The organism is Haloarcula sp. H-GB4 (assembly GCF_030848575.1).
Lineage (GTDB): Archaea > Halobacteriota > Halobacteria > Halobacteriales > Haloarculaceae > Haloarcula.
In genome coordinates this window covers 1,033,228-1,056,930 of record NZ_JAVDDX010000001.1, presented here as the reverse complement: position 1 = coordinate 1,056,930, position 23,703 = coordinate 1,033,228, and the positions used below count along the sequence as shown (strand labels likewise).

The window sequence follows — 23,703 nt, the reverse complement described above, 5'->3', positions numbered from 1 at the left end:
TGATTAGCTTGTCAGCTTCCGGATGACGCCGAACGCTGCATCGCGCCACTGCGCTGGTAGGTAATCGAGCATGAGAAGTAGCTGTGCGCCCTGTCCGACGGGATACCGCGGTTCGGGATCGCTGGCGTTGGCAGCGTCGCGGATAGTCAGCGCAACCGTCCCGGGCGTGACAGAGAGCGCGTCCTGAATACCGACGAGATTTGAGTCCTCGTGGGCCTGATACAGCCAGTCGTACGCGCCGGACGTATCGAGGTTGTCGAGTTCTTCGTCGGCGCGGTTGTCGAAGTTGGTCTCAACCGGCCCAGGTTCGACGAGCACCACGTCGATGCCGAACTCCTCGACCTCCATCCGGAGCGCGTCGCTGAGCCCCTCAAGCGCGAACTTCGAGGCGGCGTAGCCGCCCTGGTTCGGGAACGCAATACGGCCCGCGACGCTGGAGACATTGACGATAGTCCCGTTGTCCCGAGCACGCATATGCGGGAGTGCCTCACGGATGAGTCGGTGCGGGCCGTAGAGGTTCACGTCGAACTGCTCGTGTAGCGCCGCCGTCGATACGTCCTCGACCGCACCAAACTGTGCGTAGCCGGCGTTGTTCACGAGACAATCGAGCCGCCCTTCGGACTCGATAAGCGCCTCGACGACCCGCTCGCACTCCCGTGGGTTTGTCACGTCAAGTTCAGCGGTTTTACAGCCTGTGTGGTCGAGGTCTTCGATGTCCGATTCCTCGCGGGCGGTCGCCCAGACAGTCCAGTCGTCGGCCAGGAACGCCTCGGCACTCGCCCGCCCGATACCCGAGGACGCCCCCGTAATCAGCACCGTCTTCGCCATGTGTTGGCCGGGAGAACACACCCCGGGAAGTTATACTGTCGGTTATCCGACCGAGCTACTCGACGGTTGCCTTCGCCTCGTCGGCGTAGCTGTCGGCCAGTCGGGTCGGCTCGGGGAGTTTGTAGCCGTCGGCAGTGGCGTCGACGGTATCCGCGGCCGTGCGTGCGCTGACGCGATGGCCGGGGCTGACGATGAGCGGATTGATGTGCCGATTCGGTGAGTCGTACTGGCGCGTCTGGAGTGCGTGGCCAATGACTGTCCCGTCGGGGCAAGTCTCGACGCTGTCGTCGGCTGCAATCGGAATCCGCGTTCCTTCTGGATACGTCTCATCGAGGGACCGCTCCGGCGTACCACAGAGGAGACTCTTGGCAACGCCGATGGTCGGCACGTCCAGTGTGACGCCGATGTGTGTCGCCAGCCCGGCTTCCCGGAAGTGGATGCGGCCGCTGCCGTCGACGAGTACCACGTCGGGGTCGGTCTCCAACTCCGCAAACGCGGCCAGGATTGCGCCGCCTTCGCGGAACGACAGCAGACCGGGAATGTACGGAATCTCGGTTCGCTTCACGGCACTGACTCGCTCGATGACCTCGCCGTTCTGTCGCACGACAACAGCCGAGACAGCCTTGTCGTCAACGAACGCCTGATCGACGCCAGCGATGAGGGGCGGGTCCGTTCGGTCGTCGGAGCTGGTGCTCAGTGTCGCCTGGTCGACGTCTGGTGCGTCTCCGGCGCGCGTGATCGCCTCGGGCAAAGCGTCCATGTCATCCTCGAACTGCGCGACTTCCGCGATGTCGCGTTGCAACTCCTCCATCTCAGTCTTCGAGAGCGACGGGTCGGGGACGAACTCGGGGCGAACCGGGTGCATCGTCACGGACGACGCCGGCCCGGACCGCCGGGACCACCCGGTCCACCAGGGCCGCCACCACCGCCGAACTGTATCTGGCCGGGCATCCGGGTCTGTCCCTTGATTTTCTGGCCGTACCAGAGCCCGATGATGAGGCCGATGAGGTGGGCAAGGTGCGCGATGTTGCCACCGAGCAGGCCGGCCCCCATCGGATTGAGCGACCCGAAGATGCTCAACAGGAAGTAGAAGCCGGTGATTGCCCAGATCGGGACGGGAATCAGGAAGTACAGGTAGACGCGCAGGTCGGGTTTCAGGACGGTCAGAAACGCCATGATTGCCAGCGCCGCGCCGCTGGCTCCAAGGACACCAGCAGACGTTCCCTGCACTGCCTGGATTGCGATCTGTCCGAGGCCCGCCAGCGCGCCGGACACGAGGAAGAAGATCGCGAACTTCTTCGATCCGATCTGCTGCTCGACGATCCGGCCGAAGAAGTAGATGATGATCCCGTTCCCGAAGATGTGATAGAATCCAAAGGGGGCGGCATGGGAGAACACGGACGTAACCCAAGTCCAGACGTACTCGGGGTGGTCCGGGCGGAGGACAAACAGCGTCTGGAACGCCTCTTCCCCGAGCGAAAAGAGAACGACATGTTCAAGCATGAACACGATGCCCATAATCGCCAGGAACAGGTACGTGACGTTCCCCCGAAAGTACGCCAGCGGCCCGCCGGGCCCGGTGTCGATACCGAACCGGTCAGCGACACCGCCGCTCCCGGAGGTCTGGCCAGTATCTACACTCTCGTCGAACCCGCTGTCGAACACGCCGCCCGGATCGCTCCAGTTGTCCAGTCCGGGGCAATCGTGGGCCTCGGGAAGCCGGTGTTCCGCACAGTAGGTCCCCCCACAGTGCCCACACTGGTACGGCATGTTCTCCTGCTTTCCACAGGCATCGCACTCCGACATTGTACTACGGTAGGAGTGGGCGGTGGAAAGGGATTGTGCTTATGCTGGGCCAGTCACTGGCAGACCGCTGTGATACTGCGATGTCTGCGCTAGTAGAATCAAAAGGCGGCACACAGCAGCTAAACGGCGACTCACTCGCCAACGTCGGGGTTGCTTTCGGCGTCCCGAAGTACACCAATCCACGCCGGTTCGCCATCGTACTCAATGGACCCGCCGGACACCTCGATGGTACGCGTTTCCCCGTCGGCCTGTCGGCCCTCAAACTCCGAATGGAACGTATCCAGTTCGTCTGAGTCCGCTGTTCGAAGTGACTCGGGCAGTCTGTCGCCGTCGCCCTCCGCTGTGAGGAGAGCCGGCGATTCGTCGATGAGTTCACTCTGGTCATAGCCGAAAATGTCGGCCAGCTTCTGGTTCACGTAGACAAACGTCCCGTCCTGAATAATACAGACGCCCGCGAGCTCCTGTTCGACGAGCCGTTGATACCACGAGAGGGCGTTCCAGAACCGCTGCTCGGTGCGATGTTGCTCGACGGCATTCTCGATTCGGTTGGCGAGAACATCGTATGTGTCTGACCGGCCTCCCTTCTGCATATAGTCCGTAACGCCCGACGCAATTGCCTCGCTCGCAATTTCCTCGCTACCCTTGCCAGTGAACAGAATAAATGGAATGTCCTGATACTGCTTGCGGACCAGCTCAAGAAACTCCAGCCCATCAGTGTTCGGCATATCGTAATCGCTGACGATACAGTCGACTTGCTCTGTCCGGAGGAAATCAAGCGCGGCGACAGCGCTGGCCTTCGTCACGACATCGAAGTCGTCATTGATACGTTCGAGATACACCTCGACCAGTTCACCGACCTGTGGATCGTCGTCGACGTGCAACACAGTACACTGCTGGGACTGCTCGACTTTCGCCAGCGGAATCGGGACCTCTGTCCGCATCTCGTCACGCCGGTCCACTGATTCGGTCCGGAGAAGCGGTGTATGCCGCGTTGCCGCGCGTCGGCTTCCACTGATGGCCGTGCTGGGGAGCTCCACTGTCTTGTCGCCGAGCCACCACTGCTCCTCAGAAGCCATCTTTCCTCCCGGTGGTGTCGACAGCACAGAACCCGTTACCCATCCATTCCATCGAGCCACTCGCGATTGTTGTAGACATTGACCCCCCTGTGTCCGACTCAGAAAGCGAGCCAACAAGACGTATATCTGTCTGATAGTAATCAGGCAATTTCCATTCAATCATCAATACCCAGTCCTGTTCATTAGTTACATACCAGTCTACTAAACGCTACTGATGGGGGTGTTGTTAGAGTGATTCTCATACGTACGCATGGCACGTGCGTGTAATTTTCCCCCTAAATATGCGATTTAAGCCTTAGGTGAGTTGATTTCTGGATTTATCTTTTTATTCTATGCTTAATACAATATATAATATGTAGGTACTTTTCAAATAAATTTAATTATCTCCCTACCATCATCCAAATTGTATCATGTCAGATACCACAATGCGTGAATACCTCGCAGAGCACCCAAAAATGGCCGGCGCACTCTTCACCCTCCTGATGCTACTGTCTCAGGCAGGGACTGCAGCAGCCGCTAACAGCAACACGTACTTTGGGCCGTAAGTTCGGTCAAAAAGCAATCTGGTACGACCGGCTTTTACTCCGCACACTAGTGCGCGAATATATCGTATGAGCGTTACGTAAGCAGAATCAGAGTTCTAATTCAACAGACGAACTCCAATATAGTTCGCCAGAAATCCTCACAGGCACCTCTTGCATCTGTAAAAATTCATGCAGGCTCCCCTCATCGACCTGAAACGTTTTCAGCCTACCGGAACTCAAAAAGTATTCATCAATTTCATCCAAGAGTGGCATAATGATACTTCCAATCCCCTTGTCGTCTGTCGAATAGGTAATCATGGTAACATCGTACACTTGATCTCTGGGCTTTATTTTTAACATATTAGGCGTCCCACTTCTTGCCTGCGTCACGGTAACACCACCGTCACCCACAACAATATACTGCCCACCGAGAATGCTCTCACCGCGTGCGATAGTAAGCGCCGCTCGGAGTGGGAACCCACAGTTTAACAGTCGGGCAACCGCTTCGCCGATGCGAACCGCGCCGTCGTTGAGAACTTCGTTGAGCGTAACGATGCCGGCGATGGCACCCTTTTCAACGAGCGCGAGGCCCTGATTGTACGAGTTGCAGGCGTTCAACAGGAACGTATCGATGCCGACCGAATCGACCGTCGTCACGTCGAGCTTGCCGTCGGAGCAGACGAAGCCGTCGTGCTCGGTGTGGCCGATATAGTGGAAGAACTCCGCGTCGGTCGTGAGGACTGTTCTGAGTTCCGCCGTCGTCAGATTGTCGTGGACTGTAACATCGAACGGCAGGTCGTCGCGGGTGCCGTACACTTCGTCGACGAGCTCTCGTTCCTCGTCCATCCGGGCGTCGTTCTGGACGACGCGAATCGTGATGTCCTCGGCGTTCGTATCGCGGTCAAGTCGGTGTTCGAACGCCGCTTTGGTCAGCTTGCTCGCACCGATAGGGATGCTGTCCCCGATCCAGGCCTGTTCAAGCGAGTCGTGGGCCTGTGGCTCGACATAGTCCGTTTCGGCTGCGGCGGTGCCAGCGTCGGAACTCGCGGCACGAGTGATGACATCGTCGCGGGTGAACTCGGCCTCGGCCTCTGCTGGAACGCTTGCCTGATTCAGTCCTTGCTGCTGGTGTGTCCGGACGATGGCGAGGTCGTCGACAACGTACGGGAGCTGTTCCGCGTTCGTCGGCACCGGGTCGATGTGCGTCGTCAGCCGCCACTTCGGAATGTGGTCCTCAATAACGTCGTACGGGACCTGCAGATAGGTGGCGACTTGCTCCGCCAGTGGTTGCTGGTACAGCGACTGGAAGTCGAGGTCGACGTAGGGCTCGATAGCTGCTCGCTCATGCAAGTCGATCTGATGGAACCCCTCAGTGCGTGTGACACAATCGAGGAAGAAGAGACGCTTGAGCGTGCGTCCGACCTCGGATTCGAACCCTCGTGCAGTATCCAGCGAGTACGTAAATCCTGTGTCGGTCGTGAGCTGTGGCTCGGATGCGGGGACGAGCGAGGCTCCGAGGTAGTACGAAAGCGGCGCGGCAACGAAGATAGATGCGAGATCAGGCGGGAGTTCGAGCGTGACACCGGTATCCGGACTGTCGATATCCGCTGGGATATCCAGACGATTACCGATCTCAAGCGCCGGTGGATGGCCGCGGAGCGTCGGGTAGGAGCGCTCGGGGTCGTGGGCCTTGAGTGCTGACCCGAAGGTTTCGACCGCGGCCATCACGTCAGCCGGCTGCTCGGTCGTCGTGACCGTGGCAGCCGGCCGGTCGTGCTGGGAGCGAGCGCCGATGAGCAGGTCCGTTGGAGCGTCGAACTCGATCCGGGACCGGTCTGAGTCGACGGTGACCTCTATCGCGGTGTCCTCGACCCCCATATACGTCTTGATCTGCGTCAGCGGATCGAGGACGTAGTCATCCGCCGGCAGCGTCTCAGACTCGAACTGCGCAACCTCGGCGGCTATCGCTCCGTCGTCATCACGGACGTACACCATGACCACTGTCGGCAGTTCGATAGCGCGCGTCCGTATCCGGACAGCGTCCCCGACGGGATACTGAAACACGTCGGTCGCCGCCTCCCTGAGCGCGATGGGGGTCGGCGTGTGTATCCGGTAGCGCTGGCGCTCAATCTGGTCAATGACCGCGAGCCCAGGACGGTCGTCAAGCGGTTCGAACGTTAGGGTCATATAATAAACGAGGGGGACAGTATTACTCTCGTACAGTGAGAACGGCAGAGACAATGAAAAAGATATCGCCGACCTCCTTTTGTTTCAGTCTGGACCGCTCACGGAGTCGCCCTGAAACACGGAGACTGAACGGCACGCATGTGTGGAACAAAAACAGGCACCGCCGTGCAAGCCTTGGTGACCGATGGGCGAAGCGGGTAAGGGAGCCCCGGTCTAATACGCTGCTAGTGAAAGAGTTCGAGCGCAAACAGTTGCTGGAGCGCATCGAACGCGACAGCGCGACCGTCGGTGCGGACATTCCCGATGAAATCACTGTCCAGGGCGAGGAGATTGAACTCCAGTCGTTCGTCTTCGAGATCAAGCGTCGGGAGACAGTTCCGCGGGGCGAGCGCGAGCGCGTCGAGCAAGCGAAAAAAAACCTGCGGCGTGAGCGCCTCCAGCGCAAGCAACGGATTGAGGACAACGAAGTGAGCTACGAGCGCGGCGAAGAACTTGCCACGGCCATCATCGGTATCGATCGGGCGCTGAACGCCCTCGAACAGCTCGGTGCGGCGAACATCGAACAGGAAGCACAGGCCCAAGAGACTGCCGACAGGAAACGCTGGATGCAGTTCCTCCAGAAAGCGCTGGGACACGAGGATGCGGACTCCGGCACGGGTCGTGCCGGGCGGAGCTACTAACATGAGCCGGAACGACGAAATCGCAACACTGCTCGAAGAGTTCGCCGACCTGCTGGACGCGAAAGGCGTCGAGTACAAGCCCCGTGCCTACCGCCGGGCGGCCGAGAACATCAGGGACTTCCCCGGCGCAATCGAGGGGCTGGCCGCCGAGGGCGAAGCCAGCGTCGGTGAGATAGACGGCGTCGGCGATGCCATTTCTTCGAAGGTGGTCGAATACTTCGAGACTGGCGAAATCGAGGAGCTGACAGAACTCCGTGAGGAGCTTCCTGTCGAGATGGACGCCCTCACAGCGGTCGAGGGTGTGGGGCCGAAATCCGTCGGCTCGCTGTACGAGGCGCTGGGTATCACCACCCTTGATGAACTGGAAGCCGCCGCTGAGGCTGGCGAGATACAGGCGGTGTCGGGCTTCGGCGCAAAGACGGAGCAGAACATCCTCGACAACATCGACTTTGCCCGCGAGGCCCACGAGCGGTCGTTGCTCGGCGAGGCCCGGCCATACGGTGACCGGATCCGGAGTTACATGGCTTCCGGTGACGCCGTGGCCGAGTGCGCGCTCGGCGGCTCGATTCGCCGCTGGCGACCGACCATCGGCGACGTTGACGTACTCGTCGGGAGCACCGACCCCGAGACCGTCGTCGAGCGGTTCGCCGATTGGGACGGCCTCGACCGGATTATCGAGTCCGGTGACACAAAAGCCAGCGCCTACGCTGACGACGTTCGGGTCGATCTTCGGATCGTCGACCCATCGGAGTTCGGCGCAGCGCTACAGTATTTCACCGGGAGCAAGGACCACAACGTGGCGGTCCGAAACCGCGCTATCGAGCAGGACCTGAAAGTCAACGAGTACGGTGTCTTCGATGTCGCGGGCGTCGAAGACGACGACCAGCGGGCTGGCGAACTGGTGGCCAGCGAAACCGAGGAAGCGGTGTACGACGCGCTGGGCATGGACTGGGTCCCGCCCGAACTCCGCGAGAACCGCGGCGAAGTCGAAGCCGCCGCGGATGGGGCGCTCCCGGACCTTCTCGCCGAGGGCGAAGTCCGCGGCGACATCCACACCCACACGAACTGGTCGGACGGCAGCAACACTCTCGCGGAGATGGTCGAGGGTGCCGCCGACTTCGGCCACGACTACATCGCTGTCACGGACCACGCCACCGGGCCGGGGATGGTCGGCGGCGTCGGCGTCCCGGACGAGAAGCTCCGCGAGCAGTTAACCGAAGTCGAATCGGTCGCCGCAGACGCCGACATCAACGTATTCACCGGCGTTGAAGCGAACATCGCAGCGGACGGCAGTGTCTCCGTCGCCGACGACCTGCTGGCAGAGTTGGATGTGGTCGTCGCCTCGCCCCACGCCGCGCTCGACGGGGACGGCACGGATCGCCTCGTCTCGGCCGCACAGCACCCCGATGTGAACGTCATCGGCCATCCGACAGGCCGGTATCTGAACCGTCGGGAGGGGCTGGACGTGGATGTGGAGCGGCTCGCCGAAGCCGCCGCTGACAACGACACGGCGCTCGAAATAAACGCCAACCCGGCCCGCCTAGACCTCGGCGGCGGCGCGGTCAAGCAGGCCATCGATGCCGGGGCGACAATCGCCATCAACACGGACGCACATAGCCCGGGTAACTTCGAACTCCTGCGCTACGGCGTCCACACGGCGCGTCGAGGGTGGGCCGAGACGGACAACGTACTGAACACCCGCGACGCCGAGGGCCTCCAAGAGTTCCTCGATGCCTGAGAACACACCCAGCGACCGACTCGCGCTTGATGCGATGCTCGGTAAACTCGCCACCTATCTGCGGATGTGTGGCTACGACACGGCCTACGCGCTGGACCGGGACGCCGAGGCCGATGACGACCTCCTCGCGCTCGCGGAACGTGAGGACCGGTTGGTGATTACTCGGGACAGCGACCTCGCCGCCCGCGCATCCGAGAGCGTGCTCCTCAGTGAGCGAGAGATTGCGGACCAGTTGCGAGAACTCGCCGACGCCGGCTTCAAGCTCTCACTCTCTCCCGAGCCGGGCTACTGTGGCGTCTGCAACGGGCCGGTCGAGGAGGTCGATCCGGTGGAACCCACGCCGGAGTACGCACCAAGTGCAGGTGATGAGCGGGTCTGGCGCTGTACCGACTGCGGGCAGCACTTCTGGAAAGGGAGCCACTGGGCGTCAGTCAAGGCGACGCTGGAAGAGGTGTAGAATATAGACAGTTAGCGGGCGTCGCTACAGTTCTTCAGCGACGGCGACGGCCTCATCGGTCGTCCCCTCGATAACCACGCCGGTCGTGACATCGTCTTCGGTCCAGTAGACCACAGCTCTGTCGTCGCGCTCGATTGCGGTCGCGTTCTGGCCGTTCACCTGCACTGCCGTTCCGTTCTCCGCATCGTCCAGATAGCTCGATGCGCCGGTCGCGGTCAGAACCGTCACGTTCTCGCCATCAGCGTCGTACTGCTGAGCGACGGCCGTACTCTCGGGCCGGCTGATGTACCGGGCTTCCTCGAAAGTCCCGTTCTCGTACGCCGGCAGGTCCAAGTCTGTCGCGGACTGGGCCGCGTTGTAGGTGTCGTACGTTTCGACAGTTGTAACGGCGACCCGGTCAGCCGGCGGGGCGAACTGGCTGTCGTCGATGCTGACGTTGAAGTTCGTCTCCTCGACGATGAGTTCCGTTCGGTTCGTCCCGTCGTCAGTGGTCATCTTGTGGACGCGGTAGTCCTCAGTATTGACCCACAGCGTCGTGTTCGGCGCGTCGATGCTCTGGTTGGTCGGTTCAAGATCGAGAACATACGTCGACTCACCGTTGACCTCAGCGGTTCCGCGGAGCGTCGCGGTGACGTTCTCTTCGGGAACCGGGTCGGTGGTGTCGTTCATCGCCCCGGCCTCCTCGGGCAGTTCGCGGCCGTACGACTGATTCTCGCCGACCGCCCAGACGACGGTCCCGTTCGTCCCCATCTCATAGGACCGGTTCTCACTCGTGACGGCGGCCCACGTCTTGTTCGGCTCAGCGGCGGCGTACTCCACCGTCGCAGTCTTCGATGCCGAGTCGTTCGTGACGGTCACTGTCGCGGTCCCGGTAATTGTCTCAGCCGCGTCGTAGCGCTGCTCGGTCTCGTCGAGCACGTCGTCGCCGGATGGCTGCCCCATCTGCTCAAGGCCGGAAACGCCGGCGACTGCCCCCGCGGCCAGCAGTCCGATGGTGACAAACACAGCGACGATAGCCAGTCTCCGTCCGGTATCGGCTGTCATTAGCCACGTTTAGTACTGGAGTGGTAAGTGGGTTGCTCCTCTCACAGTACATCGACTATCGCTGAGTCTGACTGTGGTCGAACCCCTCATTGCCGTCCAGTCCCTACGCGTGGCCGTGAGCGAGTCAGCGAACACGACCGTCCGCGTCGATGGCGTCAGCAAGCAGTACGACCTCGGCGGGACGGTGACGGCGCTGGACGACGTGAGTCTTGACCTGTCGACGGGGTCGTACACGGCGGTCATGGGGCCAAGCGGCTCTGGAAAGAGCACCCTGTTGAACCTCATCGGCGGGCTGGACACGCCGTCGTCGGGGCAGGTCGTGGTCAACGGACAGGACGTTTCGGCGGCCAGCGAGGCCGAACGGGCTGACATTCGCGGCACCGAGGTCGGCTTTGTCTTCCAGACGTTCAATCTCATGCCGCGACTCTCCGCGGTGGAAAACGTCGCCCTGCCGCTCGTCTTCGACGGCTGGGACCGCAGTCGTCGCCGCGAGCGGGCGAGGTCGCTCCTCTCTGAGGTTGGACTCGGGGACCGCACCGACCACGTCCCCTCGGAACTCAGCGGCGGCCAGCGCCAGCGGGTCGCCATCGCCCGTGCGCTGTCGACCGACCCGGCGTTGATTCTCGCCGACGAGCCCACCGGCAACGTTGACACGGACACCGGGGCACAGATACTCGACCTGTTCGACGACCTCCACGCGGCGGGCAACACGTTCCTGCTGGTGACCCACGAACGCCACGTCGCCGAGCAGGCGGAGCGAATCATCCACGTCGAAGACGGCCATATCCAGTCCGTCGAGGACGTCTCCGGGGGGCAGGACTGATGGACACCGGCGAGAGCGTGCGCATCACGCTTCGGTCTATCAGAGCACACAAGCTCCGGTCGGCGCTGACGGTTGTTGGCGTCGTCATCGGTATCGCGTCGGTCATCACCTTCGCTACGTTCGGAGCCAGCGTCGAGGCAGAAATCGTCGGCGACATCGAGACGTCGAACGCAGGCAACATCTACGTGTTCGGAACCCCATCAGGCGACGATGACTTCGACCGGACCCTCCAGCCGGTGTTTACCGAGTACGACATTCAGGAGCTAGAGGGCATTGCTGGGGTACAGGCAGTGCTCCCACGTGGTATCGTCCAAACGCAGTCGGTACAGCACGGGAATCAAACACTTGCTAGACAGCAAGTCACGGCGACGCGGCCGGCCAGTTTCACGTCGGGGGTCCTCGTCGAGGGGCGCTCCTTCGAAACCGAGGAGGATGCCGTCGTCGTCAACGAGCGCATGGCCGGGTCGTTCGCAGAGAACCTCACGGCCGGCGAACGGCTCACGATGACGATGCCTGACGGGAGCGAGCGAAACGTTACCGTGGTCGGCGTCGTGAACGGGACCCGGGGGGAAGTCCCGGTTAGCGAGTTTGCCCGTCAGCCCCGGGTGTACGTTCCTATCGACTCCTTCTATGAGTCGGTCGTTGAGAGCCCGTCGGCGGGCGTGCGGCAACGCGCGTACCCGCAGGTGACGCTCGTCGTCGACCCGCGAGAGATTCCAGAGACGCAGTCGGCAATTCAAACGTACCTCTCCGGTGAGTCCGACGCGCGGTCACTCTCAGCCGACGACACGGACCTGGTCGCTCGGTCCGGGAATGACTTCGTCGAGGAAATCAGCGATGTCATCGAGCGCATCACGCGCTTTGTTACCGGCATCGCCGTCATCGCACTCGTCGTCGGCGCTATCGGCATCGCTAACGTGATGCTCGTCAGCGTCACCGAGCGGACCCGCGAAATCGGCATTATGAAAGCTGTCGGTGCGCGCAACCGCGACGTGATGCAGGTGTTCCTCGTCGAGGCCGCACTGCTCGGGACGATTGGCTCGCTGCTCGGCGTGCCGCTCGGACTGCTCGTCGGCTACGGGGCGACCCGGTATGCCGAAGTGACGTTCTCGCTTGCGCCACTGTGGATGGCGCTAGCGGTCGGCGTCGGCGTGCTGGTCGGCGTCGTCGCCGGGCTCTACCCGGCGTGGCGGGCGGCACGGGTCGACCCAATCGACGCACTCAGACACGAGTGAGCCCTACCCGGATTCAGAACACCGAAATACGTGGTCGTCGTACCGACGGGCCATGACCCTCTCGGAGGAGGCCCGCGAACGGCTTGCCGACATCGTCGAACTCCAGCCGACGAAAAACGGCGAGTTACAGGAGCGCTGGGACATGGACAGCGGGAGCGAGGTACACCAGTACCTCGAATCCGAACTCAAGGAGCACTACTACCGCAACGACAACAGCCTCATCTGTGCGACGCCGGAGGCGACGACGCTTATCGACGGGGAAGACTCCGAACGGATACAGACAGTGACAGTCACCCCGCTCCAGCAGGCTATCGTCGACGTGATCGCCGGTCCGGACGAGGAGAGCCAGAGCGTCGTCGCCGTGTTACACGCCCTCCGCGAGGTCGGTGAGAACCGCGACACCGACGACGTTCGCTCTGCGCTCCGGAGCCTCGCAGACAAGGGTATCGTGGAGACAGTCGAGAAGACCGTCCCGACGTTCAGGCTGGCCGTTCCGCACGACGAGCTAGATATCGAACTGTCTGAGGAGTGAGGTCGGACCGCGGTGTCGGTCGGTTACTCTGACAGTCCCAGCCGCTGGCGGCGTCGTCGCCGCGCTAATAACCGCTTTATTGCCTTGCCCGGCCCGCCGTCGAGCGGCCAGTCCATCGACCGCCACGCCGGCGGTTCCGGCTCGTAGGACGGACACTGTCCCCGACACTCTGCTGCCGTCGGGAGACACTCTTTCGCGGCGCAGTGTGGATACACGCCAGTCTTGTCGGCAGTGAGCTGGAAGTGTCGGCAGTCGGGACGCATCGTGTCCGCGTAAGCGCGCCACCCACGAGCGTACGCCCGCTCAGCGATAGCGAGACGCCGCTCCTGTTTCCAGTCAGTGTCCACGTACTCGAACCGGGCGACGCTGATGTCGTCGTCCGGTCGGTCCAGAATTCGCGTTCCGGGTTCGTCGACCGACAGCGACCGTGGTTGCCAGACCGCCTCAGCCGTGCCGGATTTAGGGTCGACTGTCAACACACCGGCGGCTGCGGGCAGGTCCGCCAGCAGAATCGGCTCTACTCGCTCGTCAGTCGCCGCCGTCGCGACCCACACCTCGTCGGCCAGCGAAAGCGCGATGTCCCGCTCCAGTTGTGGGACGAGATTTCTGGCGGCACTTGCCGTCAGGTCGGGCTTGTTCTCGATTGCGATGACCCGACGGAGCCAGTCCGGATAGGGACGCACCTGACGGATTTCGATCCGATTGCCGCGCTTGCGGGTTTCGATGGCATCGCGGTCAGCCGCCTCGTGAATCGACTCTCGGACGTACCGCCACGGGTAGCCCGGGTCAGGGAGCGCATCGCGATAGTAGGTCCAATCGGCCGGCACGTTCTGCAGAACGTGTAGGTGGTCCGAATCGAACGACTCTGTCCCAAATTTCGCCCGTTCCCGGAGCCCGTCGGGATCGCATTCCAGTACAATCGTATCCCAGCGGCGGTGTTTTGTCCCGAACTGTCTGGCGACCAGCACCGCCGCGTCGTCAGATGGCGACCACGCTCGCTCGGCCCACTGACAGACAGACAGTTCGAAGGCGAACTCGGAGTCTGGGTCGGCTCCGCCACTCAATGTCACGTGTCTCGAAGAAATAGCCGGCCGCGTAAGAACTGCTGGGTTAGGCTGAGGTGGTCGTGCCTGTTACCTGCTGTGCGTTTTTGCTTGTCTGGCTTGCGAATGCCGTTCCGAACATGCGGAAGACGGCGACCTGCCCGTAGTAGGTGACAAACGGAACGAGAACGAGCCCAATGACAGTAACCGCCAGAATATTGCTAATGATGTTCGTGATGATGCCGACAACAATCGGCATCAGGACTGCAATGAAGTAGTCGCTCGTGAGGACGACGTTTTTCAGCAGCGAGAAGTCGAACGCAGCGCCGAGGCTGCCTTCAACCGCCATATTGGCGAGCGCTGCTGGGACAATGTAGTACACGAGGAACATTACCGGAATCAGAAGGAGAATTGTCATGAATCCGAAGCCGGCAATGATTCCGCCGCCAGATTCGCCAGCAGCGCCACCCAGTCCAAGGAGGACGCTGCCGATACCGAAAATGACCGCTACAGGAACGATAGAGTACACGAGACCGACGATACTGAACTTGATTCCGTCGATGATGAGTTCACCCCAGTCGTCCCAGGCGGGTGGCTCGGATTCACCCTCAACGGTCGTTCCGATCACCCGAAGCAAGTATCCATTGAATGCAAATACCGGAATCAACAAGAAAAAGAACACCAGCAGTACGCCGCCGATCAACATCTGTGCTATCCAACTGTCGCCTTGCATTGGGTACGATAGTCCGTCTTCTAACATTTTGGATGCCTCTTTGCAAACTGTAACCTTATCCTACTTAAAAATGCTGTTAGTATTGGAGGAGATATAATTTATATAATCCATACTGGGTAGAAAGTAAGCTAACACCGACTGGTATCGGGGAAATGGAGCTCAGATCATATATAAAGGCAGTTAGTGGAGCACTCTACCACCGAAAGTAGTTCTGTACTGTCATCTCTTATTCATTTTAGACTATTTGCGTTCTTCAGAGAACTCACCTGACTCAGTTATCGAGCGAAGTAGAGCCATTGCTAACTAGGGCGCCTCCTCAGTGCGCATGAGTACGGCCGAGTCCCGTCCGCGCGTCTCTACTCCTCGTTCTCTCGGTCGTCGAGGAACTCGTCTGCCTGTTCGAGTATCTCGCGGGGGCCGTCCTGCGTGACCGTGTTGATGGCCTGCTCGTAGTCGCGCCACTGCAGGTCGCGGTGTTCTGTGGACAGTTCAGCTGACGCTTCGAACGATTTCGCGACGAACAGGTGGACCGTCTTGTGGATGGTGTTGCCGTTCGCCTCGAACACATAGTCGTAGTCTTCGCGGAACCCGTCTAAAAGCCGGAAATCGCCGATACCGGCCTCCTCTTTCACTTCGCGTATGGCGGTCTGCTGGAGTTCTTCCTCGCCCTCGACGCCGCCCTTGGGGAACTCCCAATCGCCGGGTCGGCTCTTGAGCAGGAGGTACTCCCGCCGGCCACGCGTATCGCGAAAGAGGATGGCTCCCGCGCTCGTGGCCTCTATCATTATCCGATTTTATGACACCGCTACTTAAGAGAATATCGGAGACACAACGGAAACAGATGGCCTTTTGTCACTCGCGGCTGAGTGTTCGTCTACAGATGCCCTTCGTTACGACGCTGACGTTCACCAGCGGGGACCGACACCGCCTCGAAGACACTGTCACAGAGATCAAACAGAGCGCCGAGCAGAAGGGGGTTGAGCTCAAGGGACCGCATCCAAAGCAACCACAGGAATTGCGGATTCCACAATCGAAATCGCTGGGGCCAGACGGTGGCCGCTTCGACCCTTGGACCCACACCGTCTACACCCGGACGATAGAGATTGTCGGGTACGAGGAGTTCGCCCGGAACGTTACCCAGCGAACCTTCCCGAACGCCATCCACGTGGAGGCCGGCGTCGAACAGCGGACGCAGGTCGGCAGCGGTTCGTAGAGCCGTCGTCCATTCCTGTGGGTTCTTATAAGTAACTGTGACCCGTTTTGCCGGCATGAACGAAGCCCAACAGGAGCGGCTCAGGTCCGTCCGGCGCGACCTACACAGCTATCCCGAACCCGCGTGGCGGGAATTCTACACCACTAGTCGCATCGTTGACGAAATAGAGCGAATCGGCGTCGACCAGTTGTATACCGGCCGGGATGTCGTGGACGGCGATGCGCGGATGGCAGTCCCCAACGACGATGAACTTGAAGACTGGCAACAGAAGGCCCGTGATGCCGGTGCCCGCGAGGACGTGCTGGAGGCCGCCGCCGGGGGATTCACTGGGGCCCTCGCTGTGCTCGAACAGGGCGAGGGACCGACCGTCGCGCTCAGAGTCGATATCGATGCGCTGCCGATAACGGAGGCAGACAGCGTGGCACACGCCCCGGCGACAGAGGGGTTCCGTTCAACGAACGAGGGGTACATGCACGCCTGCGGACACGACGCCCACGCGACGATTGGTCTTGGCGTGCTTGAGGCAGTCAAAAAGAGCGATTTCAGGGGAACGTTCAAATTCGTCTTCCAGCCGGCCGAAGAGGTCATTGGCGGCGGGAAGGCTGTCGCCGAAAGCGGTCATCTGGACGACGTGGACCACTTGCTGGCGATACACATCGGTCTCGACCATCCGACCGGTGAAATCGTCGCTGGCGTCAGGGGCTTCCTCGCCGTTCGGCAGTTCAGAGCGACCTTCACCGGTGAGACAGCGCATGCCGGCGGGCATCCGGCACAGGGACGGGACGCTGTGCAGGCGCTGGCGACCGCCGTCCAGAACCTCCACGCGATCCGCCGACACGGTGACGGCGCAACGCGTGTCAACGCCGGGGTTGTTGAGGGCGGCACAGCGACGAATATCGTCCCCGGAGAAGCGACGCTAGAAGGTGAGGTCCGCGGCGAAACGACGCCACTCAAGGAATATATGAGCGAGCGGGCGGATGCCGTCATGTCATCCGCGGCCGAGATGCACGACTGTGGGGTCGATATCGAGACAACCGCAGAAGCGCCGAGTGCGGTGAGCGACGATTCGCTCGCGAGTGTGGTGTACGATGCGGCAGACTCCGTTTCCGGCGTCACCAGTCGTCTCCGGACGGATGATCTCGGCGGAAGCGAGGACGCGACCTACCTGATGGACCGCGTCCAGAACCACGGCGGAACGGCGACGTTTGTCGGTATCGGGACCGACCACCCCGGCGGCCACCACACGCCCCTGTTCGATGTCGATGAGGATTCACTGACTATCGGCATCGATGTCGTCACCGAAGCGATCAGCCAACTGAGCGAGTGAACGCGCTACGGCGCGTCCCAGCTGGCAAGCTGAATAGATTTGCTGCTGTCCGGTGACTGCCAGTTCAGCGTGACTGCCGCATCTGAGAGGTCAGACGCCTTCGAAAACGTCACTCGTGACCCGGCCGTGATTTTCGAACCGGCCGCCGGCGCGCCACCGATGCTTGTGAAATCGTGCTGACCGTTGACGCCTGAAGCACCGCTAGCCCCGTTGACGGTGATGTACAGGTTCCCAGCCTGAATCGAGTCACCGCTCCGGTGCTCGATTGTCAGGCTATCGGAACTTCCAGATTCGTACTCGAATGTAAACGCCGCCTGTGGCGCGTTTTGACCGAGACTCCCCGAGCCAAAATCGAGGAAGAACGTCGCTGCTGTCGCCGCCAGCAGCACTGTTATTGCAACCATTAGAATGACACCTACAACTGGTGAGACTGCACTATCGTCGGATTTGAATCTGCGTGCTAGCATGATTGACCCCCACTTGGGTGACGGTTGACACGCTGTCTCCGTCTCGGTGACCCCCCGGTCGACCGATCCCAGTGTGACTTCATTTTGATATCATGTTGTTAGATAATAAAACTTGTTGTTCAAAACTATAGTTCACGAATTAATCAACCACTATCCAGATTAATATCAACAAAGACAGATCTGCCGCTGACAAGCCGTACCAGTATATCAGCCTCAACCGAAAAACGCAACGAACCGCCGAGTCAGTACTTGGGTTCTGCGCCAGTGACTTCGTAGATGTCGTCCATAATCGAATCGCGCTCGCGTTGCCAAGCCTCGAAGCCGCTACGGTTGCTGGGGTAGGATTCGTAGTGCTCCAGCAGCCGGTCGGCAGCCTTTTTCGTCTGGTAGAGGTCCCGAATAGTCCCGAGGTGGCCGATGCTCTTGACGGCCATCTTGAGTTTGAGTCCAAGTCCGATGCTGGTTGAGCCGCCGTACAGCGCTTCGGCGAGCTTTTCGCCGGGGAGCGCGGCCAGCAGCGCCATCAGGTCATCGACGTCGTAGGCGGTGGTGAAGATGTTGTATACGTCAAGTGCCGCGTATCGGGCGCCAAAGTGGTCCATCACGCGCTCGTTGTACTCCCAGAGTGCGGCTTCGTCGTCTGTCCGGCCGGATTCGATAGCCTCGATGGCCTGCTCAGCGGCATAGGTCCCGGCGTAGGCCGCCCCGGCGATTCCGCCACCGGTTGTCGGGTTGACGTGCCCGGCAGCGTCGCCGACAGCCATGAATCCGGGCGCAACAGCAGAATCGTACGGCCGGCGCGTCGGCAGTGCAGCGCCGAGTTTGTCCTGTACCTCCGCGCCCTCAAACTCGCTTCGGCCCTGCAGATCGCGTTTGAGGTCGTCGACCAGTTCCATCGGCTCCTCGTTCATCTGGAAGCCGAGACCGGCATTGATTTCGGTGTCCGTGCGCGGGAAGTACCAGAGGTAGCCGGCAGAGCGCTCGGTCGGTTTGAACACGAGCGCGTCGTCCCATTCGACCGGTTCGTCGACTTCGATTATCTCGCGGTATGCCGAGCAAAACTGCGAGTACTGGACGTTCGTATCGAAGGTCGCGGCTTCGAGGTCGGTCTTGTCCTGCAGGATCGACAGCGCGCCGGCTCCGTCGATGACCATGTCTCCTTCGTACGTGACAGGATCGCCTTTCCGCATGGCTTTCACGCCGGTCACACGGCCGCTGTCGTCTTGCAGCACGTCCTGAACGACCGTGTCGTAGTGGAACTCCACACCGCTGTCGTTTGCGCCCTCGATGAGACAGCGACCATACTCCCAGCGGTCGATGACGGCGAGTTCACCCGGCACGGGGATTTCGAGAACGGTGTCCTCCTGTGGGATCTCGAACCGGCCGTGGTCGACATCCGTATTGGTAAACGCCGGTTCGAGCTGGGACTTCGGAATCGCATCGGGGAAGTCGCTGGCTCCTTTCAGCGCGTCCCCGCAGGCGATATGGCCTGCCTCGGTCTCGTCTTTGCGCTCCACGACGACGACGTCGTAGCCCGCATCCGCGACGGTCGCAGCGGCGTAACAGCCGGATGTCCCGGCCCCGACGACGACAACGTCCACGGACACGGTCCGTGCCGTCGCCGACGCACCGTCGGCGTTGCCGTCCTGGTGTGTGGTCATGCACTCCCGTCCTGCCCGGAGAGAGAAAATTATTCCGCTACGGGTTTCAGACGGACTGCTGGAACTATCTCTCGCGCTGAACGGCCGACTGCGGGTGCTTGGTACAGCATTGACGGACAGCAGTCCGTTTCGCTCCGTGACAGCGGTGATAAAGAGTTTTGCTGGGGGGTATCAAATGGCCGAGCATGACCGAGCATACGGTGACATTTGTGGGGACGGGCGAGGAGATCACCGTCTCCGAGAAGGAGACGATTCTCTCGCGGTGTATCGAGGAGGGTATCGCACAGGAGTACTCCTGCCGCGTGGGGATGTGCTTGGCCTGTTCGGCGGAAATCGTCGAGGGGTCGGTTACCCAGCCTGCCGCCCGTGGACTGACCGACCGGGAACGGGAGAACTACGCACTTACCTGTATGGCGCGACCGCAGTCGGACCTGAAACTCGACCGCGGGAAGTACCCGCCTAGTATTGAAGGGGATGTCAGCCCGGAAGACGGCGACCCCACACCTGCGGACGACTAGTAGGCACTGGATACTACTAACATATGACCTGCTAGAAGGTCTGTAAATACCTTTAACATACCACTCAGATATGGCCTGATATAGAGCGGTGGAACCGCGAATGAAGGACAGGTCATATAAGCAAGTGGCCCCTATAGAGTAGTGACTACAGCGTCAGCGGACGGCCTTCGACGACTGATACACGCTTCCCCAACCATGACCAGCCGCGTATACAGACTTCACTCGACACTTGAACTGCCACTGGAAGACGCATACGATTTCTTCGAAGATCCGGATCTTCCACCTGAAATCGCTGACATCGACATCACCCGTCGAAATAATACACTCATCGTCAGCGCCGTCGCCAAGGACGACTCCATGAGCAAGTACACCCCGACGGCCCAGCTCAAGGCTAGCGTCACGGAGAACCGGGTGTACGAGGAGGACCCCGACGAGATGGGTCCACCCGGGGCCGCGAGTACTGGAAGCTCCGGCGGTGGCCCCCAGTGGGGCGCACTCGAAGAGGAAGAAGAAGAGATCGAGTCCGAACTCGTCGAGTACGCCTGTTTCAAGGGCGACCGCGAGACTGTGCTCCAGAACACCGCACTCCAGTACGCGATGTTCGAGGTCCTGTGTGAGGTCGCGAAAGTCGCCGAAAAGGGCACGCTGACGGCGATTGCCGCGATCGACGAGGAACTAACGGCCGTTCGTATTGTCGATGGGGAGGAACGACCCGCTGCGATCAACGTTGCAGAGGAACCCCGCGACGGCGAGGAAGAAGAAGGCGTCAACTGGCGCGACAACGAGTTCATCTCGTAAGGCTGTCCTCCGGTCGGTTCTCGGTTGCTATCTCATGTCTGAGCGGATGCTGTGAGTCTCTGAACCGCTCGCTTATCAGGGTCTTAACCGGCACTTGCAGGCAGGCTACTAATACGTGCCATCTGTGAATTACCAGTCGTGTCTGGAGAGATATGACTGGTGACGACGGAGCCACGGAGGCCGCGGGGTCAACGAGCGACAAAAACAGTCGGGTGTATACCCACGTTCGTGAGACGATACTCACCGGCGTGGCGATCACTGTCCCCATCGTCGTCACGATATACGTGTTCTCTGTGGTCCTAGATTTCGTGGTTCAGGCGCTCGACCCGGTGATTGCGGTGTTGCGCTGGCTGGGAATCATCGACGCTATCGAGAGCGTCCAACTGGTCGTCCTGCTGATCGAACTGGGCGTGTACTCGCACATCGTCCAGTTTCTCACCGAACTCATCGCTATCCTGGTGTTGCTGGCCGTCGTGTTGTTCGTCGGGAGCGTCGGGAGCCACCGCTACGGAGAGGCGATCGTCGACTTCTTTGACTTCGTGGCCACCCGAATCCCTGCAGTTGGGACGGTGTATCAGAGCGTCCGCCGGATGAGCGACGTGATGGTCGGCGATGGCGACGAGAACTTCCAGGACGTGAAACTGGTCGAGTGTTTCGGCGACGAAGTGTACGTTCTGGGTTTTCAGACCAACAGATCGATCCAGACGGTCGAGTCTGGTGTAGACCACGACAACATGGTCGCCATGTTTCTCCCGCTGGCACCGAATCCCGTCACCGGTGGCTTTCTCACTTACATCCCTGAATCGAACCTCTACGATGTCAACATGAGTGTCGAGGAGGCCGTTCAGAGCATTCTGACCAGTGGTGTCGCGACAGGGGATAATTCGGAGGGCATGGGGCCCCTGTCGCTCGCCGACATCCAGAACGTGGCGGACGCCGGGCCGATATCGTCGCTCGGCCGTGACGGCACGAAGAAGTGATACCGAAGATGGCGCGGGAGTCAGCCCTATCGAGGTGCAATCGCTATCCGGTCCGCGGCGACGCCAGAGAGGTCGGTGTCGGTATACTGCGAGGCGATTTCGAGGGTAAGGTTCGCCTCAATGTAGGCCGCAATGACGATGAGTACGGCGGCTGTCACGAGCAACCATCCGGCTTCTTGGAGGTCCTGCTCCGTCACTAGCGTGTCCACGCTGCCGCGGATGTACTGAATCGTGTGCCACCCAAACCTGAGCCCGACGGCGGCGACGATGAGCAGTGCGGGGATCTCGATAAGGCCATGTGGAACAATGAGCGCGGCAACGACGATGGGTGAGACCTGCTTGAGTGCGATGCCGACGACGACTCCGATGAGCAGTCCGTTCAAGATGAGTGAGAGCACCGTCATCGAACCGAGCGAGATAGCACCGAGTGCCATCACGAGCAACGCGCCAAGGTTGTTAATTGTCAGCGAGAGTGTCGTTAGCTCTGCCGAAATAAAGGGATTCTCGCCAGTCGTTCCGGGATTCTGGAGCCACTCGGTGGGGACCTGACTGCCGAGTCCGTACCCGAGCAGTACACTGCCAAGCAGTATCAACGCGGCTACAGGAACATAGCGCAACAGCCAGCGGTGAAAGAGGCGGGCTGGGAGGCTTGGGCGGTCGTTCATACCACACCTTTCGTACCGGTAGCAAAAAACCCGAGTGACCTAACAGGCGTCCGTGATTTTATTTGCCACCGGATCACACACCTGTCTATCATCCAAAAAGTACTTGGCATTCGTAATTATATCTCATTACACTATGTCCGAATCAGCAGAGTTCCCGGACTATCTGGACGTTGATTACACTGACGGGGAAGGCGAAGACCCCGAAGAGTACCCGACTGTCAACCACAAGATCGAGAAGGCTATCGAGGTCACGAAAACTGGCCTCGAGGAGTACGAGAACCCTGTCGTGATGTGGACCGGAGGTAAGGACTCGACGTTGACGCTGTACTTCGTCAAGGAAGTCGCCGACCGCTTCGACCTCGAAGTACCGCCGGTCGTCTTCATCGACCACTACCAGCACTTCGATGAACTCATCGACTTCGTCGAGCACTGGGCCGACGAGTGGGACCTCGATGTCATCTGGGCCCGTAACGAGGACGTGGGCAACTACGTCGACGAAAACGGTCTCGAACCGGGTGACGACATCCCTGTCGACGAACTCTCCGAGCACAACCAGCATCACATTCGGAACATCCTCGAATACCAGGAGGACACGTTCCCGTTCCTGCTTGACACCTACGTCGGCAACCACCTCCTGAAGACGGTGGCGCTCAACGACACTATCGAGGAGCACAACGTCGACGGCATCCTGTCCGGCATCCGCTGGGACGAGCAGGAGTCCCGCGCCGACGAGACGTTCTTCTCGCCGCGTCACGACCCGGACATCTACCCGCCACACGACCGCATCCAGTCGATTCTCCAGTTTGCGGAAGCCGACGTGTGGGAAGCCTTCTGGAACTTCGTTGTCCCGGACACGGTCGAAGGCTACCCGGACGACGGCTACGTCCCGCAGGGTCAGGACGACCTGCCCGAGGGCATCGAGAAGGAAGACGTGCCGGTCTCGCCGAAGTACTTCGCCGGATTCCGTTCGCTCGGAAGCGAGGTCAGCACCGACAAGTCCGCCGAAGAACCCGCCTGGCTGCAGGACATGGCGAACACGACCGAGCGTGCCGGCCGCGCCCAGGACAAAGAAGACCTGATGGAGCGCCTGCGCGACCTCGGCTACATGTAAGCGGACGCGGAACGCCGCTGGTTCCGTGCCGTTGTTCTCTTGTTGATCCAGTAGCAGCGTTCGCCAAAACAGACAGTAAGCACGCGCCGAATCCGCCTGTCGACCGGAGCGAGCGGTCGCCGGTAGCTGTCTCCCAGAACCCAGACCCGGCTAGCGATGCTGCGTAGTATCTCTCCAACACTTCGACAGGAGTCGATGTTGACTGCGCCGCCAGCAATCGCAGGCCCAGTGCGCTCGAACGCACAGAGTGGACACGG

The 23,703-nt window shown here is 60.6% G+C and carries 25 protein-coding genes; 13 read left to right on the top strand and 12 right to left on the bottom strand.

Going from position 1 to position 23,703, the window contains the following annotated elements; genetic code table 11:
* Nucleotides 1-3 precede the first annotated feature (3 nt).
* The 4 genes from RBH20_RS05495 to RBH20_RS05480 form a co-directional block, all read right to left on the bottom strand.
* Nucleotides 4-828 (bottom strand): SDR family oxidoreductase, encoded by an 825-nt coding sequence (locus RBH20_RS05495; RefSeq protein WP_306706339.1) that lies wholly within the window; start codon nucleotides 826-828, stop codon nucleotides 4-6.
* Nucleotides 829-883: 55 nt separating this feature from the next.
* Complete coding sequence (locus RBH20_RS05490; RefSeq protein ID WP_306706336.1) at nucleotides 884-1,693, bottom strand: endonuclease V; 810 nt, start codon at nucleotides 1,691-1,693, stop codon at nucleotides 884-886.
* 2 nt (nucleotides 1,694-1,695) lie between these two features.
* Nucleotides 1,696-2,634 carry a rhomboid family intramembrane serine protease gene (locus tag RBH20_RS05485; protein WP_306706334.1) on the bottom strand — a complete coding sequence of 313 codons (939 nt, stop codon included), beginning with the start codon at nucleotides 2,632-2,634 and terminating at the stop codon, nucleotides 1,696-1,698.
* Between the two features lie 131 nt (nucleotides 2,635-2,765).
* Complete coding sequence (locus tag RBH20_RS05480) at nucleotides 2,766-3,710, bottom strand: response regulator (protein WP_306706332.1); 945 nt, start codon at nucleotides 3,708-3,710, stop codon at nucleotides 2,766-2,768.
* Between the two features lie 410 nt (nucleotides 3,711-4,120).
* On the opposite strand from RBH20_RS05480, the gene RBH20_RS05475 reads away from it, so the two are divergent.
* Nucleotides 4,121-4,255, top strand: a complete 135-nt coding sequence (locus RBH20_RS05475; RefSeq protein ID WP_306706329.1) for a hypothetical protein — start codon at nucleotides 4,121-4,123, stop codon at nucleotides 4,253-4,255.
* Nucleotides 4,256-4,342: 87 nt separating this feature from the next.
* On the opposite strand, the gene RBH20_RS05470 is transcribed toward RBH20_RS05475, so the two are convergent.
* Nucleotides 4,343-6,421 (bottom strand): hypothetical protein, encoded by a 2,079-nt coding sequence (locus RBH20_RS05470; protein WP_306706327.1) that lies wholly within the window; start codon nucleotides 6,419-6,421, stop codon nucleotides 4,343-4,345.
* 227 nt (nucleotides 6,422-6,648) lie between these two features.
* Here RBH20_RS05470 and RBH20_RS05465 point away from each other — a divergent pair, with 227 nt between their 5' ends.
* The 3 genes from RBH20_RS05465 to RBH20_RS05455 are packed head-to-tail and all read left to right on the top strand — an operon-like array spanning nucleotide 6,649 to nucleotide 9,296.
* The gene (locus tag RBH20_RS05465; RefSeq protein ID WP_306706325.1) at nucleotides 6,649-7,101 is read left to right on the top strand and encodes a DUF5788 family protein; all 453 of its coding nucleotides are present in this window, start codon (nucleotides 6,649-6,651) and stop codon (nucleotides 7,099-7,101) included.
* A 1-nt stretch (nucleotide 7,102) separates the two neighbouring features.
* Nucleotides 7,103-8,839, top strand: coding sequence for a DNA polymerase/3'-5' exonuclease PolX (gene polX, locus RBH20_RS05460; RefSeq protein WP_306706323.1), 1,737 nt, complete (start codon nucleotides 7,103-7,105; stop codon nucleotides 8,837-8,839).
* On the top strand, nucleotides 8,832-9,296 hold the full coding sequence (locus RBH20_RS05455; protein ID WP_306706321.1) for a Mut7-C RNAse domain-containing protein: 465 nt from the start codon (nucleotides 8,832-8,834) through the stop codon (nucleotides 9,294-9,296). The genes polX and RBH20_RS05455 overlap by 8 nt, the downstream gene beginning before the upstream one ends.
* A gap of 24 nt (nucleotides 9,297-9,320) precedes the next feature.
* Here RBH20_RS05455 and RBH20_RS05450 read toward each other — a convergent pair whose 3' ends face one another.
* Nucleotides 9,321-10,340: an outer membrane lipoprotein carrier protein LolA gene (locus tag RBH20_RS05450; protein WP_306706319.1), complete on the bottom strand. Its 1,020-nt coding sequence runs from the start codon at nucleotides 10,338-10,340 to the stop codon at nucleotides 9,321-9,323.
* Between the two features lie 115 nt (nucleotides 10,341-10,455).
* Here RBH20_RS05450 and RBH20_RS05445 point away from each other — a divergent pair, with 115 nt between their 5' ends.
* From RBH20_RS05445 to RBH20_RS05435, 3 genes are read left to right on the top strand one after another with little or no spacing between them, the layout of a single operon-like run.
* Nucleotides 10,456-11,163 carry an ABC transporter ATP-binding protein gene (locus tag RBH20_RS05445; RefSeq protein ID WP_306707483.1) on the top strand — a complete coding sequence of 236 codons (708 nt, stop codon included), beginning with the start codon at nucleotides 10,456-10,458 and terminating at the stop codon, nucleotides 11,161-11,163.
* Nucleotides 11,163-12,398, top strand: coding sequence for an ABC transporter permease (locus tag RBH20_RS05440; RefSeq protein WP_306706317.1), 1,236 nt, complete (start codon nucleotides 11,163-11,165; stop codon nucleotides 12,396-12,398). The genes RBH20_RS05445 and RBH20_RS05440 overlap by 1 nt, the downstream gene beginning before the upstream one ends.
* Nucleotides 12,399-12,450: 52 nt before the next feature.
* Entirely contained in the window at nucleotides 12,451-12,930 is a 480-nt protein-coding gene (locus RBH20_RS05435) for a DUF5797 family protein (RefSeq protein ID WP_306706315.1), read from the top strand.
* A 23-nt stretch (nucleotides 12,931-12,953) separates the two neighbouring features.
* Here RBH20_RS05435 and RBH20_RS05430 read toward each other — a convergent pair whose 3' ends face one another.
* From RBH20_RS05430 to RBH20_RS05420, 3 genes are all read right to left on the bottom strand, one after another.
* Nucleotides 12,954-14,000, bottom strand: a complete 1,047-nt coding sequence (locus RBH20_RS05430) for a DUF5787 family protein (RefSeq protein WP_306706313.1) — start codon at nucleotides 13,998-14,000, stop codon at nucleotides 12,954-12,956.
* 40 nt (nucleotides 14,001-14,040) lie between these two features.
* The gene (locus RBH20_RS05425) at nucleotides 14,041-14,706 is read right to left on the bottom strand and encodes a DUF4013 domain-containing protein (protein WP_306706311.1); all 666 of its coding nucleotides are present in this window, start codon (nucleotides 14,704-14,706) and stop codon (nucleotides 14,041-14,043) included.
* Between the two features lie 356 nt (nucleotides 14,707-15,062).
* Entirely contained in the window at nucleotides 15,063-15,491 is a 429-nt protein-coding gene (locus RBH20_RS05420; protein ID WP_306706309.1) for a bis(5'-nucleosyl)-tetraphosphatase, read from the bottom strand.
* A gap of 95 nt (nucleotides 15,492-15,586) precedes the next feature.
* Here RBH20_RS05420 and RBH20_RS05415 point away from each other — a divergent pair, with 95 nt between their 5' ends.
* Together RBH20_RS05415 and RBH20_RS05410 are read left to right on the top strand one after the other, a co-directional pair.
* A complete protein-coding gene (locus RBH20_RS05415; RefSeq protein ID WP_306706307.1) occupies nucleotides 15,587-15,919 on the top strand; it encodes an uS10/mL48 family ribosomal protein in 333 nt (110 codons plus the stop codon).
* Nucleotides 15,920-15,974: 55 nt separating this feature from the next.
* On the top strand, nucleotides 15,975-17,246 hold the full coding sequence (locus tag RBH20_RS05410) for an amidohydrolase (protein ID WP_306706305.1): 1,272 nt from the start codon (nucleotides 15,975-15,977) through the stop codon (nucleotides 17,244-17,246).
* Between the two features lie 5 nt (nucleotides 17,247-17,251).
* On the opposite strand, the gene RBH20_RS05405 is transcribed toward RBH20_RS05410, so the two are convergent.
* Together RBH20_RS05405 and RBH20_RS05400 are read right to left on the bottom strand one after the other, a co-directional pair.
* Nucleotides 17,252-17,713, bottom strand: a complete 462-nt coding sequence (locus RBH20_RS05405) for a type IV pilin N-terminal domain-containing protein (RefSeq protein ID WP_306706303.1) — start codon at nucleotides 17,711-17,713, stop codon at nucleotides 17,252-17,254.
* A 242-nt stretch (nucleotides 17,714-17,955) separates the two neighbouring features.
* On the bottom strand, nucleotides 17,956-19,374 hold the full coding sequence (locus RBH20_RS05400) for a geranylgeranyl reductase family protein (RefSeq protein WP_306706301.1): 1,419 nt from the start codon (nucleotides 19,372-19,374) through the stop codon (nucleotides 17,956-17,958).
* A 185-nt stretch (nucleotides 19,375-19,559) separates the two neighbouring features.
* Between RBH20_RS05400 and RBH20_RS05395 the strand changes: the two genes are divergently transcribed.
* The 3 genes from RBH20_RS05395 (at nucleotide 19,560) to RBH20_RS05385 (ending at nucleotide 21,670) form a co-directional block, all read left to right on the top strand.
* Nucleotides 19,560-19,892 carry a 2Fe-2S iron-sulfur cluster-binding protein gene (locus RBH20_RS05395; protein ID WP_004516873.1) on the top strand — a complete coding sequence of 111 codons (333 nt, stop codon included), beginning with the start codon at nucleotides 19,560-19,562 and terminating at the stop codon, nucleotides 19,890-19,892.
* 195 nt (nucleotides 19,893-20,087) lie between these two features.
* Nucleotides 20,088-20,690, top strand: a complete 603-nt coding sequence (locus tag RBH20_RS05390) for a hypothetical protein (RefSeq protein WP_306706298.1) — start codon at nucleotides 20,088-20,090, stop codon at nucleotides 20,688-20,690.
* Between the two features lie 152 nt (nucleotides 20,691-20,842).
* Complete coding sequence (locus RBH20_RS05385) at nucleotides 20,843-21,670, top strand: DUF502 domain-containing protein (RefSeq protein ID WP_306706296.1); 828 nt, start codon at nucleotides 20,843-20,845, stop codon at nucleotides 21,668-21,670.
* A 26-nt stretch (nucleotides 21,671-21,696) separates the two neighbouring features.
* On the opposite strand, the gene RBH20_RS05380 is transcribed toward RBH20_RS05385, so the two are convergent.
* Nucleotides 21,697-22,335: a stage II sporulation protein M gene (locus tag RBH20_RS05380; protein WP_306706294.1), complete on the bottom strand. Its 639-nt coding sequence runs from the start codon at nucleotides 22,333-22,335 to the stop codon at nucleotides 21,697-21,699.
* 133 nt (nucleotides 22,336-22,468) lie between these two features.
* Here RBH20_RS05380 and RBH20_RS05375 point away from each other — a divergent pair, with 133 nt between their 5' ends.
* The gene (locus RBH20_RS05375) at nucleotides 22,469-23,446 is read left to right on the top strand and encodes a phosphoadenosine phosphosulfate reductase family protein (protein ID WP_306706292.1); all 978 of its coding nucleotides are present in this window, start codon (nucleotides 22,469-22,471) and stop codon (nucleotides 23,444-23,446) included.
* Nucleotides 23,447-23,703: the final 257 nt, after the last annotated feature.